We start from the raw sequence: 16167 nt of genomic DNA on the forward strand, positions 1-16167 counted from the left end.
CCGCCCAGACCAGCTGCGGGGTGACACCCGCAGGCACGTCGATGCGGCCACCGTGGCCGGCCTCGATATCCCCACGCGGCCGGATCCCGCCGCGCCCGCCTCCTCGGTGGCGCAGACCGGGGTGACCGGGCGGCCGTCGTCGTCCGGGCCGTCCCGGGCCAAGCGCAAGCCGCGCCGGAACTGGGGCACCAAGTCCCTGGGTCTGATCGGCCTGCTGGGCTTCCTGGTGATCTGGGAGCTGTTGCCGCGCACGGGGATCGTCAATCCGACGTTCCTGCCGCCGGCCTCGGCTGCCATCGCAGACCTGTTCCGCAACCTGGGGCTGACGGCGTTCTGGCAGGCCGTGGGTGACACCATGTGGCAGTGGCTGCTGGGCATGCTGATCGCGTGCATCGCGGCGTCCGTGCTGGGCTTTGTGATCGGCTCGTCCACGTTCCTGCGCCGGTTCACCAACTCGACCATCGAGTTCATGCGCCCGGTGCCGTCCGTGGCGTTGATCCCGTTGGCCGTGCTGCTGTTCGGCGTGCAGATCGAGTCGGCGCTGCTGCTGATCGTGTACGCGTCCTTCTGGCAGGTGCTGATCCAGGTCCTGTACGGGGTGGCGGACGTGGACAACGTGGCCATGAACACCGCCCGGTCCTATGGGCTGGGCCCGATGGCACGGCTGCGGTACGTCATCTTCCCCACGGCGTTGCCGTACCTGATGACCGGGGTGCGTCTGGCCTCGGCGGTGGCGTTGATCCTGGCCATCACGGCCCAGCTGATCATCGGCAACCCGGGTCTGGGTGCTGAGATCGCCAAGGCCCAGTCCGGTGGTTCCTACGTGGCGATGTACGCCCTCATCCTGGCGACCGGCCTGCTCGGCGTCATCATCAACCTGGTCATGCGCATGATCGAACGCCGGGTGCTTTCGTGGCACTCCTCGGTCCGAACGGAGGTCGCCAAATGAGCGCCGATGCCCCCCTCGCCACAACCGTCAACCTGACCCCAGCGGCAGGCGGACCGGGCACCTCCCGGTCGGCGCCGGCGTCGTCCCCGGTGAAGAGGAGGTCCGCCGGGTCCAAGCGCGCCGTCGGCGTGGCCAGGAGCCTGTTCTTCATCGCCGCACTGCCCGTGATCCTGGTGCTGATCTGGTATTTCTCCACGGCCTTCGGGGAGAAGAACTTCTTCGTGCCCACGCCCGCCCTGTTGTTCGAGACCTTCTTCGACACCTGGACCGGGGACCGGATCACCACGGATGTCCTGCCGTCCCTGACCCGCCTGCTCTGGGGCATCGCCGGTTCGGTGACCATCGGCATCGTGGGCGGCCTGCTGATCGGTTCCGTCCGCTGGCTGCGGGCGTTGACCGAGCCGACCCTGGAGTTCTTCCGGGCGATCCCGTCGACCGTGTTGATCCCGGTGCTGATGCTGCTGATCGGCATCGGGGACGACATGAAGATCGCGGTGATCATCTCCGGTGCGGTCTGGCCGATCCTGTTGAACACCATTGAGGGTGTGCGGTCCATGGACGAGGTCCTGGCGGACACCACGCACACGTACGGGATCAAGGGCCTGAACCGGGTCCGCTACCTGATCCTGCCCTCGGCCATGCCGCAGATCATGGCCGGCATCCGCCAGTCCCTCTCGATCGCGCTGATCCTGATGGTGATCTCCGAGATGTTCGCCGCCTCCTCGGGCCTGGGTTTCACGATCGTGCAGTTCCAGCGCTCCTTCGCGATCCCGGAGATGTGGTCCGGCATCGTGCTGCTGGGCATCATCGGCGTGATCATGTCCTTCATCTTCCAGCTGATCGAGCGCAACGTGCTGCGCTGGTACCACGGCCTGAGGGAGATCGAGAATGCAGCCTGATCCCACCGAATCCGTTAGCCCCGACCCAGTGCACGCCGATTCATCCCCCGAGTCTCACACCGAAAAGGAAGCCACCATGACTTCTGACCAGACCTTCACCGCAGGCAGCGTCGTCTCCCAGGGCGGCGTGGCCGAGACCCCGGACGGGCGCATCACCGTGGGCAAGACCCTTCCAGACGGCGAGGCCATGCTGGCCGTTCGCAACATGAAGAAGGTCTATCACACGGACGGTGGTGACATCGAGGCCGTGCGGAACCTGACCTTCGATCTGCCCCAGGGCCAGCTGGCCTGCCTGGTGGGCCCCTCCGGCTCGGGCAAGACCACCCTGCTCAAGTGCATCGCGGGCCTGCTGGAGCCCAGTGCCGGTCAGGTCACCCTGCATGGCAAGAAGGTCACCGGGCCGCCGAAGTCCATGGCGGTGGTCTTCCAGGAGTACGGCCGGTCCCTGTTCCCCTGGATGCGGGTGCGGGACAACGTGGAGCTGCCCCTGAAGAACGCCGGCATGGACAAGGCCCAGCGGGACGAACTCGTGGACAACGCGCTGGAGGCCGTGGGCCTGGCCCACGTGCCCAAGTCCTACCCCTGGCAGCTCTCCGGCGGCATGCAGCAGCGCGTGGCGATCGCCCGCGCCGTGGCCTACCAGCCGCAGGTGTTGCTGATGGACGAGCCCTTCGCCGCCGTGGACGCCCAGACCCGCGCCGACCTCGAGGACCTGGTCCGCAGCGTCTGGAAGAAGCTCGGCGTCTCCATCCTGTTCGTCACCCATGACATCGATGAGTCGGTCTACCTGGGTGAACGCGTCATCATCCTGTCCTCCTCGCCCACCGTGATCCAGGAGGACCTGCTGATCGACCTGCCGGCCGAGCGCGACCAGCTCGAGACCCGTTCCTCCAAGCGCTTCGCCGAGTTGCGTCACCACGTCTACGAGCAGATCCAGCTCGCCAAGAAGGGCTTCCGCCCCGAGGACTCCATCGCCAGTAGATCACAATAGGGCCTTCTGGCAATCCCTAGCTTTCAGCTACCCCTACGGTCTAGGGCATGTCTCCCAATAGGGCGGCCCAGGTGAGGCAGGCATGGAGGACCGCGCCGGCTCGGTAGGTGATGGCGAGTTTGTCGTAGCGGGTGGCGACACCGCGCCATTGCTTGATCAGGGCGAAGGACCGCTCGACGACGTTGCGGTCTTTGTAGTTGTCGGCATTGAACGCGGGCGGGCGACCGCCCTTGGACTCTTTGCGTTTGCGTGCGGCAATCTGATCGCTCTTCTCCGGGATCGCGGCCCGGATCCCGCGGGCGCGGAGCATGCGCCGGTTCACCCCGCTGGCGTAGGCCTTGTCTGCCAGGACCGCGCCTGGACGGACGCGAGGCCGTCCGCCGCCAACCCCGGGAACCCGGATGTCGTCCAGGACCTGCTCGAGCATGGCTCCGTCATTGCGCTGGCCTCCGGTGACCATGATCGCCAGCGGCAGTCCATGGCCATCGACGGCGTGGTGGATCTTCGTGGTCAGCCCGCCGCGGGAGCGGCCAATGCCGTGACCAGCCGGCTCGACGTCATCTTCGGGCAGATTCTTGTGATTCAACACGGCCCCCTGTGTCCTGGTCGGGGCGCGTGGTGTTCGTCGCGTGCTGATGCGCACCCGACTTGGCTCACTGTTCGGTGATTCGCTCGTTTTTGGCGCCCAGTTCCGCATGATTCCGGGGTTCTTGGTTGCGGGGTGGGGCACTAACGGTCGGGGGTTCTAGGCTGTTTGGATGTACATCCGGCGGGTGAAGACCGCTTCCGGGGCGACCGCGGTCCAGCTCGTGGAGAAGCGCCGTGGGGTGCGTCAGATCGTCGAGCATCTCGGCTCGGCTCATGACGCGACCGCGGGTATCGAGACTCCTTCCACTTGACGCTGGCCTTGCTGTTCGTGCTGTGGATGCTGGCTGTCGCGGACGGGTTCGCCGCCAAAGTCGGGACTACCGGCCTGTTCGATGGCGACGGTTGGATGTATCTGACCCTTGCGTCCTTCTTCACGGTCTTCACGCTCCCCGCCGCGGCCCTGACCTGGCGCTGGCAGGCACCCTTGGACGACCAGGACGACTGCCAACACCACGAATCCCCACCCCCCCCATGGTCCGCTGCGCAAAATCGCCGCGCGCGTGGGGCCCTGGTCAAGAGCCACGGGCGACGACTGGTTGGGGCGTCTCCGCGCGATCGAAGGGTGCACCGATAGCCGAACCCCCACCGGACGCACTCGATGCTGACCTGGACTGACGCCAGCGCACCACGCTCTGAATCGCGCAAGACCCGTCCGGTGACCTGACCGGTGACGGGGCGCCATGTGACACACGCGTGGGCAGGATTTGCGGCGTCATCGTCGGACCTTTGAAGGGAGGACGCCAGTCGCCCAGTGTTCGAGATCACCGCAGCAGGCCAAGAATCTGCGGCCACGAAATCCTAGTATCTCCGTGAGCCTTCACAACGAATTCCAGATCGATCCTGCTCGACTTTTCGCGTGGATCAGGTCCAGCAGGCTATGCCGGCGATCTATGCGCCGATCCGGCCGCAGCGCCACCAGCCCAACAAGAGTTCCGCTCCGACGAGCGAAATAGGCACTTAGTCATCACACCTCTGGCACCAAGGTGCACTCTCAGACATTGTGTCCGGGTTTCTGACATACGCGGACCCCAGCCAGCGACGAACTCGGGACATGGAAGACATCGTGCGCCGGTGCCAGAACTGCACCCAACCGCTGCCTGAGGGCGCCCGAGCGAACCGTCGCTACTGCGACGAGGACTGCCGCCGCCAGGCCTACGGCCAGCCCGCTGCGCCGTCTGGGCGGCGGTGCGAGAGCTGCGGAAAGCGGTTGCCGAAGGTCAGCCGGAAGAACAAGCGGTTCTGCGATGCGGCCTGCCAGAAGGCTGGCTCCCGTGGCCGGACCCGTCCGGCTGCGACCACCAGCAAGAGGGCGACCGCACGGGACCTGTTGGCCGTCGTGTCCGCCCAGCTGGTCCAGGCCGAGACGGCACTGGCCCAGAGTCGTGGCCGCCTCTGGGGCCGTGACCGGGAGGTCGCCTGGCTGCGCGCCGAGTTGGCCGAAGCGCGGCGGTCAGCGGCGGGGGCCCTGGTTAGCCAGGCCAACAACGCGGCCGGTGTCCGGGAACGATTGGCCACGGCCAGCAGGGAGTTGTCCGTGCTGCGCCGGAACTGGTCCGCCACGGCCGAGGCTCGGGTGGCCACTGCCGAGGTAGCCGGCCTGCGCCAACAGCTGGCCACCCTGCAGGACAAATACGGCCAGCTGTCCGCCAGGTACCAGGAGCTGTCCGAGGCCGCCGAGCTAGCCGCAACCGAACGCCAGCAACTCCAAGGCGTGGTCCGGCAGTGGAACACCCTGTGCAAGCGGCTGTACAAGGCCACCGGTGGCCAGCCGGCCACCGCCGTGGACAAGGACATCCTGGCCACCTGGACCCGGTTCCGGCAGGCCGTGGCCGACCCGTCCGGCAATCGTGGCCGGGCCCCGGTGACCGGACAAGCGGCTGGACAGGCGGCCACGGCGGGGGGTGTCCGGTGACCGTCTCGATCTCGAAGATGTCCATCGCCTACTACCTGGACTCCGTGGCCACCGGCGACGAGCATCACCACGGACGCCAAGACCTGACCGCCTATTACACCGAGGCCAAGGCCCCGGCCGGACGCTGGGTCGGCTCCGGGCTGGCCGGGACCTCTCTGGCCGCCGGACAGGAGGTCACCCGCACCCATGCGGTCATGGTCTACGAGCAGGCGCGCGATCCCGGCACCGAGAACCTGCTGGGTCGTGCCCCGATGGCCAGCCAGGTAACACCGCAGGACGCGAAGACCCCGGCTGGGCGCACGGCCAAGGCCACCCGGGAGGCGGTGGCCGGATTCGACCTGACCTTCTCGGTGCCCAAGTCCGTGTCCGCACTGTGGGCCCTGGCCGGCCCGTCGCTGCAGGGCCAGATCCAGCAGGCCCACGAGCAGGCGATGAACGAGACCCTGGCCTGGGTCGAGGCCTACGTCCTGCAATCCCGGGCCGGGCACGGCGGGGTGGCCCATGTGCCGGTGACTGGGCTGGTGGCCAGCCAGTTCCACCACTGGGACTCCCGGTCCGGAGACCCGCAGCTGCACACCCACACCGTCATCTCCAACCGGGTCCAGAGGGTCTTGGACGGCCAGTGGGCCACCCTGGACAGCTATACCTTGCACCGGCACGTGGTGGCCATCTCTGAAACTTACAACTCGCTGCTGTTCGACCGGCTCCACCAGCAGATCGGTGCCCTGCCCGAGTCCCGCTCCGAGGACGGCCAGCAACTGGCCGATGCCCTGTCCATGGCCACCGCCGAGGATGTATCCGCCCAACCGGACACCGCCGGCCACCGGGTCGAGCTGGCCGGGGTCCCGGACAACCTGATCCAGGAGTTCTCCACCAGGAGCCGGGCCATCGAGGCTCGCACCGATGAACTGATAGCCGACTGGACCACTAACCACGGACAGCGACCCACGGCCGCCACCCTGCTCCAGCTACGACAGCAGGCCACCCTGGAAACCCGCACCCCGAAGCAAGACCAGTCTCTGTCGTTGGCTGAGAAGATGGTCGGCTGGCGGGAACGGTCCATGGCCACCGGCAACGACCCAGCTACCGTGGTGGCCAATGCCGTCGGCCGCGCCGACACCACCATCACCCCCGACCAGCTCACGGACGGCGTCATCGGACAGTTGGCCCGGTGGACTCTGGCCGACGCGGCCACCCGGCGGGCCACCTTCACCCGAGCCAACGTGACCGCCTCGGCCGAACGCATCACCCGGCTGGTGCGCTACCGCACCGCCGCGGAGCGGCACGCGGCCACCGACCGGCTCGTGGACACCGCCCTGGCCCAGGCCGTGCAGTTGACCCCGACCCGCTCCATCGTCCCGGATACCGAGGACCCGGCCGTGTCCCACCACGGCCAATCCGTGTTCGATCATCAGCGCAAGGCCGGGCTGTGGACCACCCGGCAGGTCATCGACGACGAGGCCTACCTCATCGGTCGGGCCACCGAGGCGGCCGGCCCGCACCTGGACCCGGACACCGTCACCGAGCAGGTCACGAAGGTGGCCACCGCTGTCGGTCACCTGCTGAGCGATGATCAGGCCCGAGCCACTGCGGCTGTCCTGTCCTCCCCGACGGCGTTGCAGGCGATCATCGGTCCGGCCGGGACTGGCAAGACCACCACCATGGCCGCCGTCGCCCAGCTGTGGTCCGAGGCCCACGGGGAGTCCTCCGTGGTGGGTCTGGCGCCCTCGGCGGTGGCAGCCGGGGTCCTTGGGGATGAACTCGGGGTGGCCACCGAGAACACCACCAAGTGGATGTATGAGTCCGTGGGGGACGGAGCTGCCCGCCGTGCTCAGCGCGTCCAACAGCTTTCCATTCAGCTGCACCAGTTCCAGGCCCGGCCGCGAAGTGACCGGACCGTGGCCAGCGTTGAACGGTTGGCGGCGAAGCTGGCCGAGCAGCACGCCGCCCATGCCCGCTGCACCCTGGCCGAGAACCAGCTGTTGATCGTGGACGAGGCCTCGATGGTCTCCACCGCTCAGCTGGCCGAGCTGGCCCGGCAAGCCGAGGCCGCCGGGGCCAAGGTGCTGTTGGTGGGGGATCCGGCCCAGTTGGAGGCCGTGGACGCCGGCGGATTCCTGGGCTGGATGGACCGCAAGGCCGCTCCGGAGCGCCTGGACATGGTGTGGCGGTTCCGGAACGAGTGGGAACGGGAGGCCTCCTTGCGCCTGCGCACCGGCGACCCCACCGTGCTCAGCGAGTACGCCGCGAATGGCCGGATCCACGGGGCCCCGGGGGAGGACGCGGCCGACTCTGCGTACTCGGCATGGCTGGCGGACAAGCGGGCCGGGCTGTCTACGATCCTGATCGCCTCGGACAACGCGACCGTGGCCGAGCTGAACACCCGCGCCCAAGCCGACCTGGGGGCCAGTGGCGACGTGGACGTCGAACACGCCGTCATCCTGCGCGGTGAGGCGGCCGCCGGGGCCGGGGATTTGGTGCTGGCCCGCCGCAACGACCGGTCCCTGCGTGATGAGACCGGGGCGTTCATCGCCAACGGCACCCGGTTGACCCTGACCGGGATCAACCCCGATGGTTCCGCCGTGGCCCGCAACGAGAGCACCGGGGGAGCGGTGACCCTGGACCCGGACTATCTGGCCTCCTCCACGGAGCTCGGCTACGCCACCACCGCGCACCGCTCCCAGGGCGTCACCGTGGATTCGGCCCACGCCGTGGCCAAGGCCGGACTGTCCCGAGAGCTGTTCTATGTGGCGATGACCCGCGGGCGGCAGGCGAACCACGCCTACGTCGACTTCGGCGTCGATCACGAGGCGCACTCTCCGGACGAGTGGGGACTGCTCACCGAGACTCCACCGGCCGAGCGTCCGGTGACCGTCCTCGAGGGCGTGCTCAAACGGGAATCCGCCGAGCACACCGCCCACGAGGTCCGCGACCAACAGCGTGCCTGGTCCAATGACCTGGGCCGGATGGTTCACGAACTGGACTACCTCAAGTGGGCCGCCCGCTCGGCCCGGACGCACGAATGGGTTCAGGCCACCTACGGGGACGACCCGGAGACGGTGGCCCGGTTGAGTGAGGCCGCGACCTGGCCCCAGCTGGCCAAGGCCGACCCCGCCCTCCACCACCACGGCGAGACCGCCCCCGAGGATGCCGTGCCGGAGGTCCTGGCCCGCTGCACCCCCCGCACCGAGGACACGCCGCTCTCCATGCCCCAGCACCAGCCCGAGAGCCAGCGCGGGGTCACCGCCGACCTGGTGAACCGGATTCACCGGGAGCTGGACGGCCGGCTGAACCGGATCGAGGCCGACCCACCCGCCTGGTACGACGAACTCACCCAGCATCACCCCGACCCGGCCGGACGCCGTGCCGCGGCCGCCGACGTGCTCGTCTGGCGGGCCGTATCCGGGCAGGACGACGCCGACACCGCCCTGGGCAAGACCCCCACCGAGAAGGACAACACCGCCCGCTACCACCAGGCCGCCTACACCGCCCTGCACCCAAACCCGGACAACGGTCCAGAGCGCCGCGATGCCCGCCACGATGCGCTGGTGTCGGTGCTGTCGGACAACTGGATCAACCTCGAACCGGCTCGGATCGACCATCGGCCCCTCGAGGAAGAAGTCGCACAGCGTCGCCCGGACCGGAGCCGAGATGACGGTCGAGACCGGGGCTTATAGCTTCCCGCTGGACTCAAACTCGCTCAGGTCAAGGATCGCGCGCCTGATCGCTCTCAAGTCCTGGGCGAGAACATGCCAAGGGACGGGGCATTTGGAAGACGCGCGGCGGCGGCTACGGACCTCGGTCAGCAAGCTCAGTGCAGGGCTGCAAGGTCGAAGCTGTAACGTCCTGATGACAAGAACCTGCTGGACGCCGTGCCCTGTTCGGGCCCGCGAGGCCTCACTTTCGCACTATTCCCCTGGAGAGAGTTTTTATGCGCCGTACAACTAAACTCGTGGCCATTTCGGTGGTCTCTCTGCCGCTGTTGAGTGCCTGCTCTGCAGACACGGCTTTCGTGGACGCCAACGAAGGTGTCGGTCAGCTCGGAGAAATCACTGGATGTGAGGTTTCTGAAGAAGCCCAGGAACTCCACCCGGCCTACAACGGTGTGCCTCCGTTTTCGTCACGCACCTGCACCTTGGACGTCGGGGAGGGCGAGGAGCTGTACCTGTCCGTGGTTCCAGAGGGAGAGGAACCACTGAAGATCGACGACAGCTTCCCCGGCTACTACGGCATCGCCGGACGTGACCTAATCCTCGCTGACAACAACTGGGAACTCCACGCCACTTCATACCGCGACGAATACTGGCCTGCGTTCAAAGACATGCAGAAGGAGTGGGGCGGCAAATTGATCGTCCCCGACGGGGTCGAAACCCCCGACAACTGATCGGTGCCTATGCGGTGGCCTCATTAGCCATCAGGGCCAGGTAGCGGTACACGGTCGCCCGACTGACCCCGAGCAGCTTGGCGATCTCCGGTGGGGTGAGTCCAGCGTGCCGGTACTGGCCGGCCTGCCGGACTTTCTCGGTCTCGGGGGTGACGCTGGGTCGCCCACCCCTGCGGCCTCGGGCCTCGGCTGCCTTCATGCCGGCCTTGGTGCGTTCGGCCAGTTGGTCCCGCTCGAGTTGGGCGAAGGCGGACATCATGGTGAGCATGGCCTTGCCCATCGGTCCGGTCGTGGCGATCCCCTCGGTCAGTGACCGGAAGTGGATGCCGCGAGTTTCGAGGGAATCCACGAGGTCGAGTAGCTGGCGGGTGTTCCGTCCCAGCCGGTCGAGCTTCCACACCACGAGCTCGTCCCCGCTCCGGGCATATTCCAGCAGTTTTTCTAACTCCGGTCGCTTGACCTTCGTTCCGCTGACGCCGTGGTCTGTGTAGACCTTCCGGCACCCCGCGTCCTTGAGGGCGCGGATCTGCAAGTCCGCATTCTGCTCCACCGTGCTGACCCGCGCATACCCCAGACTCGCCATCCTTGCTCCTTTCTCAACAACTCGACTGTTTTTCCCTAGTTGAGACAGTAGCGAATGAGACAGGTGATTGAGACAAAATAGCGCTATATTTGCAGTTGCAATGTCCTTTTCAGAAGCCGACCGCACGGATGTCAAAAGTCACCTTCACGGATCGCCAGGGTGACTTCGACACTGTTCGTTTGGGGTCGCCTACCGGACGGCCTGGGTTTCCCGTGCAGAACATGGTGTTCCGTGGGACTGGTGTCACTTTCAGACGTCGACGGCACTGATGATGCTCCTATCTTTGTCAAGCGCTTATCTTTGGTTGTTCTTCGAGCCATTCCCGGTAGCGTCTGACGAGGTCGCGGTCGCGGGATTGGGCGCGTTCCAGTCGTGAGATCGAGGTGGGCCAGGTACCCAGTTCCCGGGCCACCCGGACCTGGGTCAGACCCAGGGCGAGTCGGCGCGGTCGCAGGTCCTCGGTAGCCGGTGCGGGCCGGGGGTTGCGCAGGACACGGTAGACCTCCCTGGCCACGTAGCGTTTGAGGCAGCGCATGATCTCCAGCTCGCCCTTGCCATGGGCGGTGCGTTTGTCCACGTAGTCCCGGGTGCGTTGGTCATGGGCCATGCGCACCAGCACGATCCGGTGGATCGCGGCGTTCGCGGCCCGGTCGCCGCCGCGGGAGAGTCGGTGCCGGGTGGTCTTGCCCGATGACGCGGGGATCGGCGCGGTGCCGGTCAGCGCGGCGAACTGGGCCTCGCTGGCCAGGCGCTCGGGGTTGTCGCCGATGGTGACCAGCAGCTGGGACACCACCGCCGTGCCGACGCCGTTGATCTCCAACAGGGCCGGGGCATGCTCGGCGACGATGGCGGCGAGCTCGGCATCGATGTCTTCGATATCGGCGCTCAGAAAGTTGTGGCGGGCCGCCATCCGCTTGAGGGTGACGGCTGTCGCATGGGCGGGGTCCACGATGTTCCCGGCGGGACGGGTGGCGGCCATGGCCTTGGCCCGCGCTTCGCTGGTCTGGCCCCGATATTTGGCCCGCACGGCCTCGGGCGCCGCGGTCAGCACGGCGCTGGCCGCTGATGCCGGCTACGGCGAGTGCACCGGTTTCCGGCTCGGGCTCACCGACCGGGACATCCCGTACGTCGTCGCGGTGAAGTCCTCCACCAGCGCCCACCCAGCCTCGGCGGTCCGCGGACGGTACATGGGGCCGGGAGAACATCTGCGCACTGGCCACGGTGCGCGGTCGTGGACCTCCGATGCGACCTACTCGGTGCCGTCGGTGGCGTCGCCGCTCAGGTCGCGATTGATCTGCGGTTCGCCGGAGTCCTCGAAGATGATGAGGACGTCCTGGTGGACGGTGCCGTCCGGCATGGTGACATCAGCACGGAGTGCATTGCCGCGCCACCCCTTGTCCTCCACCGATTCAACGCCGTATTTTTTGGCGACGTTCTCCTGGATGTTGGTCTGGGTGGTGATATCTCCGTAGACCGCGTAGGCGAGAGCAGTCAGGCCGATGACGAGGATTCCTGCCCCGGCGAATCCCTCGCGGACGGCATCTTTCAACCGTCCAGGTCCGGCGTAGCGGGCGTCCTCGTCGTCCAAGTGGGTTTGGTAGCGTTTGCGGCGCCATAGCCCGTGGGCGAGGACAGCCAGCCCCGCGATCGCCAGGAGTGTGCCGATCCATTGGGTGACGTAGGAAGTCTGGAGGTCGATCGGGGCGTACATGACTCCATTGTCTCCCGAATGCTCCATCCGGGAGACCATTGGTCGGGCACTGCGGCACCAATCAAGGTCCGTCACAACCGTGGACTGTTCCGTGCTGCAACGCATGATCACGTGGCCCGAGCCGGTCGGCTACTGGACCGGGAGGAACCCATCGTCGGTGGAGCTCACCGAGCTGTTCGGTGAGCAGACGTGCCGGTGGATCAGTGTTGCCGGTGCACTTCTGCACTCCTACGAGGGGAGGCCGGCGTAGGAGTGCAGGCCGGGGAAGTACGTGTTGACGATGGTGAAGTTGAAGACGATGCAGGCGTAGCCGATGATGGAGAGCCAGGCGGCGCGTTCCCCGGTCCAGCCGCGGGTGGCGCGGGCGTGCAGGTAGCCGGCGTAGATCACCCAAATCACGAAGGTCCATACTTCTTTGGTGTCCCAGCCCCAGTAGCGGCCCCAGGACTGCTCAGCCCAGATGGCGCCGGCGATCAGGGTGAAGGTCCACATCACGAAGCCCACGGCGTTGATGCGGTAGGACCAGTTCTCCAGGCTCAGGGCGGAGGGCACGAGCCGCATGAACGCCAGCCCCGGGGTGCTGCCGGCCCGGGTCTTGGCCTCGCGCCGGCTCTGGATGAGCTGCAGGACGCTCATGGCGAAGGTCAGGGTGAACAGGGCTGAGGACAGCACGGCTATGGACACGTGGATGACGATCCACGGGGACTGCAGGGCCGGCTGCAGGTGCGCGATCGGGGTCGGGAACCCGATGGTCGCGGCGCACATCATGATCACGACCAGGCCGGACACGAAGGTCCCCAGGAACCGGAGGTCCTTGCGGATCATGAACAGCAGGTAGACCACGGAGACCAGCGCTGCGCCGGTGGTGCAGAACTCGTACATGTTGCCCCATGGCACCCGGGACGCGGCCACGGCGCGGGCGACCACCGCGAAGGCATGCAGCATGGCGGCGATGACCATCAGCGCCACCGCGACGTTCGCGGCCGGGCGCCGGGTGGAGCCCAGGTAGGCCATGTCGTCATCGACCAGGCCACCGTCCAGTCCGTCGTCGGAGGCGGTGCCGGACCCGCCGCGGCGATCTGCCGGGGTGCGGGAGACGGGTACTGCCGTAGTGCCGGTCCCGGTTGCCGAGCCTAGGACGCTGGCCTCCACCAACTGCTGGTGGTGTGCCGGGGTTCCGACGGATTCCTCGGTGCTGCCGGTGGCCTTTTGGCCCTCGGCCAGTTCGGCTTCGAGGGTGCGGATGGTCTTGGACGAGGTCGCCATGTCGATGGCGAAAACGATGAAGGCCGCGGCGTAGACCAGTGCAGCGATCAGCATGAACAGGTCGCTGTAGCTGGCCAACTGCAGGTTGATGGAGGGCATGGGTTACTCCGGTCGGTTCTCGGTGGCGCCGGTGGTCCCGGCGGTGGATGATGTTGCCTGGTGATCGTCGGACTGGCCGGGTTCACCCGAGGCGTCCTCCGGGGCGACCACGGGCCAGGTCTTCTCAAACTGGCGGCGCAGGCTCACGTTCTCCTCGCGCAGGCCGAAGTCCTCGCCGCGGGCGAGTAGACCGTACTCCACCATGGTGGACCCGTCGGGGCCGGTGGCGCTACGGACCCACACGCGGCGGCGGCGCACGAACAGGCTCACGCCCAGGGACACCAGGGCCAGGACGGCGAAGATGCCGACGCCCCACTTGCCCGGATCGTAGAGGATGTCCAGGCCGACGTAGGGCTTGACGCCGTCGAAACGGATGGAGCCCTTACCTTCGGGCAGGTCGTAGGACTCTCCCAGGCTCAGTGTGATGCCGCCGGATTCAAGGTCTCGGTTGTTCAGCTCGGTGAGGTCGTCCGTGTCCAGCACGTACACGTTCTGGGGTTCACCCTCGTCCAGGCCGAGGTCCCCGGAGTAGGAGTTCAGGTTCAGCTCCGGGTTGTACAGTTCAGGGTCGATCGAGACGGCCACGCCGTCCTCCCCCGTGTAGGCGGTCGGCAGGAAGAACCCGACGAAGCCCAGCTGCTCAGGCTGGGCGTCCGGGACCTTGATGGTCAGTAGCGAGGTGTAGACCTCGTCCTGGACCTGGCCGACGACGGGTCCCTGGAAGGCGATGTCCCCGTTGCCGTCCCGCACGGTGATCTCCGGTGCGTAGCCGTTGCCGACAAGGTAGACCCGGGTCCCACCGAAGTCCAGCGGCTGGTTGACCTTGAGGACCCTCTCCTCGACCTGGCCCTCGGGACCCTCCCGGACCGTCATTGTCGCGGTGAAGTCCAGGGGCTGGCCGTAGTGGGTCTCCGACTCCCGGTCGAAGACCTTTTCAAAGCTCTCCAACGTCATGGAGAACGGAACCAGGCTGTCCTCCGAGAAGGCCCCGCCCGGGGTGAAGGCGTCGTAGGACACCAGGGTGTTGGCGAAGCCCTCGCCCTCCACGAGGATCTTCTGCCCCGAGTAGCTCAGCAGACCGCCCACGGCCATAAAGGCCAGCACCCCGATCAGGGACAGGTGGAAGACGATGTTGCCGATCTCGCGCACGTAGCCGCGTTCGGCACCCACGGAAGCGCCGCCGTCGGGCTCCTCGCGGACATCCGTGCGGTAGCCGCGCTTCTTCAGGATCCGTGCGGCCTGTTCCACCGCAACGGCTGGGGCCGGACCGGGGGACTCGAGGAGCACCTTGCCGTACTCGGGCAGGCGACTCAGCCGGCGCGGGGGTCCGCGGCGGGGCGGAGCGCAGGTCCTTGGCGTGTTTGACGGCCCGCGGGACCACGCAGCCGATCAGGGAGACGAACAGCAGGATGTAGATCGCCGAGAACCAGACGGACGAGTACACGTCGAACATCTGGAAACGGTCCAGCCATTCACCCTGGACGGGGTTGTCCTCGAGGTACTGGTTGACGATCTCCGGGCCGGCCGGACGCTGCGGGAACAACGAGCCCGGCACGGCTGCCACGGCCAGCAGCAGTAACAACATCAGTGCGGTGCGCATGGACGTCAACTGGGTCCACATGAACCGCAGAGATCCCTTGAATCCCAGTGCGGGCAGCTCCACGTTCTGGCGCTGCCGCGGGGGGCCACCGTCTGGGGCCGGGGGTCCTGCCGCGGGGAGGATGCCGGCGCGGGCCGCTTCGTCCCGGCTGGCCCTCACGTTGTCGTGCTGGCTCAAATCGGCAGCCCCACTTCACTGGCGAACCGGGTCTGCAGTTCGACGCCCCAGGCATTCCGCGGCCTGCGGACTGCCGGCAGGCCCGACACGATCAGCACCCAGATCGGGGCGCTGGGCCGGGAGGTTCGACGGACCATGGGGGCGCTCAGGACTGCTCGTCCAACACGGTGGTGATCAGGCTTTCAAGTGTGGAGCGCTCGGCGATCCCCAGTATGCGTGCCGAGACCCTGCCCGACCGGTCCAGCACGATTGTCGTGGGCACGGCTTGCGGCGGGACGTAGTCGGTCATGGCCAGCAACACCTGGCCGTTCAGGTCCTCCACGGAGGGGTAGGTGATGCCGAAGTTGCGTTCGAAGGCCCGAGCCGTGGCCACTGTGTCGCGGACGTTGATGCCCAGAAATCGCACGCCGGCGGGGGCGAACTGCTCGTGGAGGGCCTGCAGGTCGGGGGCCTCCACCCGGCACGGGGCGCAGGCGGCATACCAGAAGTTGAGCACCGCTGGGTCCCCGGCGAGGTCCTGCGTGCTGATCGGTTCCCCGGAGAATAGGGTGGAGCTGAACTGCACCGGCTCGCCGCGCTCGGTCGGGGCGATCTCCAGGACTGACCCGTCGCCGGCGATGTAGTTCTTGCCGTCGCTGTTCCCGGCCTGGGCGGCCAGCGGGTCATCCGAGCTGCAGGCCGCCAACAACGGCAGGGACACTACCCCGGCCAGGCCGGCCAGCACCCGACGCCGTCCCAGCCGTCCGAGGGAGACAAGCGTCGGGGGATAGGGCTCGCGGGAATGCTGGGTACAGGACATGGCGTACTTCCGGTATCTCTCCATCGGGACAGGACGTCACTGGAATTCTACAGCTCGTAGAAGACTGGGCGGAATCCGCAACACGCCATCCCCGTCGCGGCAAGATGCCAGGCCGGGCGGCACGGGCGCTGCGTTGCTGGCGGCGGGGA

12 protein-coding genes and 3 pseudogenes are annotated in these 16167 nt (G+C 67.2%); 8 read left to right on the forward strand and 7 right to left on the reverse strand.

The features are described 5' to 3' along the window. Positions 1 to 196 precede the first annotated feature (196 nt). The 3 genes from IMT31_RS15170 to IMT31_RS15180 all read left to right on the forward strand — a co-directional run bounded on the left by IMT31_RS15170 (position 197) and on the right by IMT31_RS15180 (position 2839). Positions 197 to 949: an ABC transporter permease gene (locus tag IMT31_RS15170; protein ID WP_413544443.1), complete on the forward strand. Its 753-nt coding sequence runs from the start codon at positions 197 to 199 to the stop codon at positions 947 to 949. Beyond that, the gene (locus IMT31_RS15175; RefSeq protein ID WP_413543296.1) at positions 946 to 1848 is read left to right on the forward strand and encodes an ABC transporter permease; all 903 of its coding nucleotides are present in this window, start codon (positions 946 to 948) and stop codon (positions 1846 to 1848) included. Before IMT31_RS15170 ends, IMT31_RS15175 begins: the two co-directional genes overlap by 4 nt. A 187-nt stretch (positions 1849 to 2035) precedes the next feature. Next, positions 2036 to 2839: an ABC transporter ATP-binding protein gene (locus tag IMT31_RS15180; RefSeq protein ID WP_413544444.1), complete on the forward strand. Its 804-nt coding sequence runs from the start codon at positions 2036 to 2038 to the stop codon at positions 2837 to 2839. A 40-nt stretch (positions 2840 to 2879) separates the two neighbouring features. Here the strand turns inward: IMT31_RS15180 and IMT31_RS15185 are convergent. Next, positions 2880 to 3480, reverse strand: a pseudogene (locus tag IMT31_RS15185) (IS5 family transposase); the annotation flags it as partial. Positions 3481 to 3597: 117 nt separating this feature from the next. Here IMT31_RS15185 and IMT31_RS15190 point away from each other — a divergent pair. From IMT31_RS15190 to IMT31_RS15205, 4 genes are all read left to right on the forward strand, one after another. Beyond that, entirely contained in the window at positions 3598 to 3738 is a 141-nt protein-coding gene (locus IMT31_RS15190; protein ID WP_413543297.1) for a hypothetical protein, read from the forward strand. A gap of 800 nt (positions 3739 to 4538) precedes the next feature. Further along, positions 4539 to 5399 (forward strand): hypothetical protein, encoded by an 861-nt coding sequence (locus IMT31_RS15195; RefSeq protein ID WP_413543298.1) that lies wholly within the window; start codon positions 4539 to 4541, stop codon positions 5397 to 5399. Further along, positions 5396 to 9076 (forward strand): MobF family relaxase, encoded by a 3681-nt coding sequence (mobF, locus tag IMT31_RS15200; RefSeq protein ID WP_413543299.1) that lies wholly within the window; start codon positions 5396 to 5398, stop codon positions 9074 to 9076. The genes IMT31_RS15195 and mobF overlap by 4 nt, the downstream gene beginning before the upstream one ends. A 275-nt stretch (positions 9077 to 9351) precedes the next feature. Next, entirely contained in the window at positions 9352 to 9783 is a 432-nt protein-coding gene (locus IMT31_RS15205) for a hypothetical protein (protein ID WP_345354527.1), read from the forward strand. 7 nt (positions 9784 to 9790) lie between these two features. Here the strand turns inward: IMT31_RS15205 and IMT31_RS15210 are convergent, their stop codons facing one another. After that, a complete protein-coding gene (locus IMT31_RS15210; RefSeq protein ID WP_413543300.1) occupies positions 9791 to 10366 on the reverse strand; it encodes a recombinase family protein in 576 nt (191 codons plus the stop codon). 286 nt (positions 10367 to 10652) lie between these two features. Further along, positions 10653 to 11417 carry a transposase gene (locus IMT31_RS15215; protein WP_413543301.1) on the reverse strand — a complete coding sequence of 255 codons (765 nt, stop codon included), beginning with the start codon at positions 11415 to 11417 and terminating at the stop codon, positions 10653 to 10655. Between IMT31_RS15215 and IMT31_RS15220 the strand changes: the two are divergent. Next, a pseudogene (locus IMT31_RS15220) lies at positions 11344 to 11547 on the forward strand (transposase); the annotation flags it as partial. The gene IMT31_RS15215 and the pseudogene IMT31_RS15220 overlap by 74 nt on opposite strands. Before the next feature lie 68 nt (positions 11548 to 11615). Here IMT31_RS15220 and IMT31_RS15225 read toward each other — a convergent pair. The 4 genes and pseudogenes from IMT31_RS15225 to IMT31_RS15240 all read right to left on the reverse strand — a co-directional run bounded on the left by IMT31_RS15225 (position 11616) and on the right by IMT31_RS15240 (position 16018). Next, the gene (locus tag IMT31_RS15225; protein WP_413544448.1) at positions 11616 to 12077 is read right to left on the reverse strand and encodes a hypothetical protein; all 462 of its coding nucleotides are present in this window, start codon (positions 12075 to 12077) and stop codon (positions 11616 to 11618) included. 228 nt (positions 12078 to 12305) lie between these two features. Then, on the reverse strand, positions 12306 to 13442 hold the full coding sequence (gene ccsB, locus IMT31_RS15230) for a c-type cytochrome biogenesis protein CcsB (protein WP_347921954.1): 1137 nt from the start codon (positions 13440 to 13442) through the stop codon (positions 12306 to 12308). Next, positions 13391 to 15063 (reverse strand): annotated as a pseudogene (locus IMT31_RS15235) (cytochrome c biogenesis protein ResB). The gene ccsB and the pseudogene IMT31_RS15235 overlap by 52 nt, the downstream one beginning before the upstream one ends. Positions 15064 to 15364: 301 nt before the next feature. Continuing rightward, complete coding sequence (locus IMT31_RS15240) at positions 15365 to 16018, reverse strand: TlpA disulfide reductase family protein (RefSeq protein ID WP_347921957.1); 654 nt, start codon at positions 16016 to 16018, stop codon at positions 15365 to 15367. Positions 16019 to 16167 lie beyond the last annotated feature (149 nt).

The organism is Citricoccus nitrophenolicus, assembly GCF_047305825.1.
Classification (GTDB): Bacteria; Actinomycetota; Actinomycetes; order Actinomycetales; family Micrococcaceae; genus Citricoccus; species Citricoccus nitrophenolicus.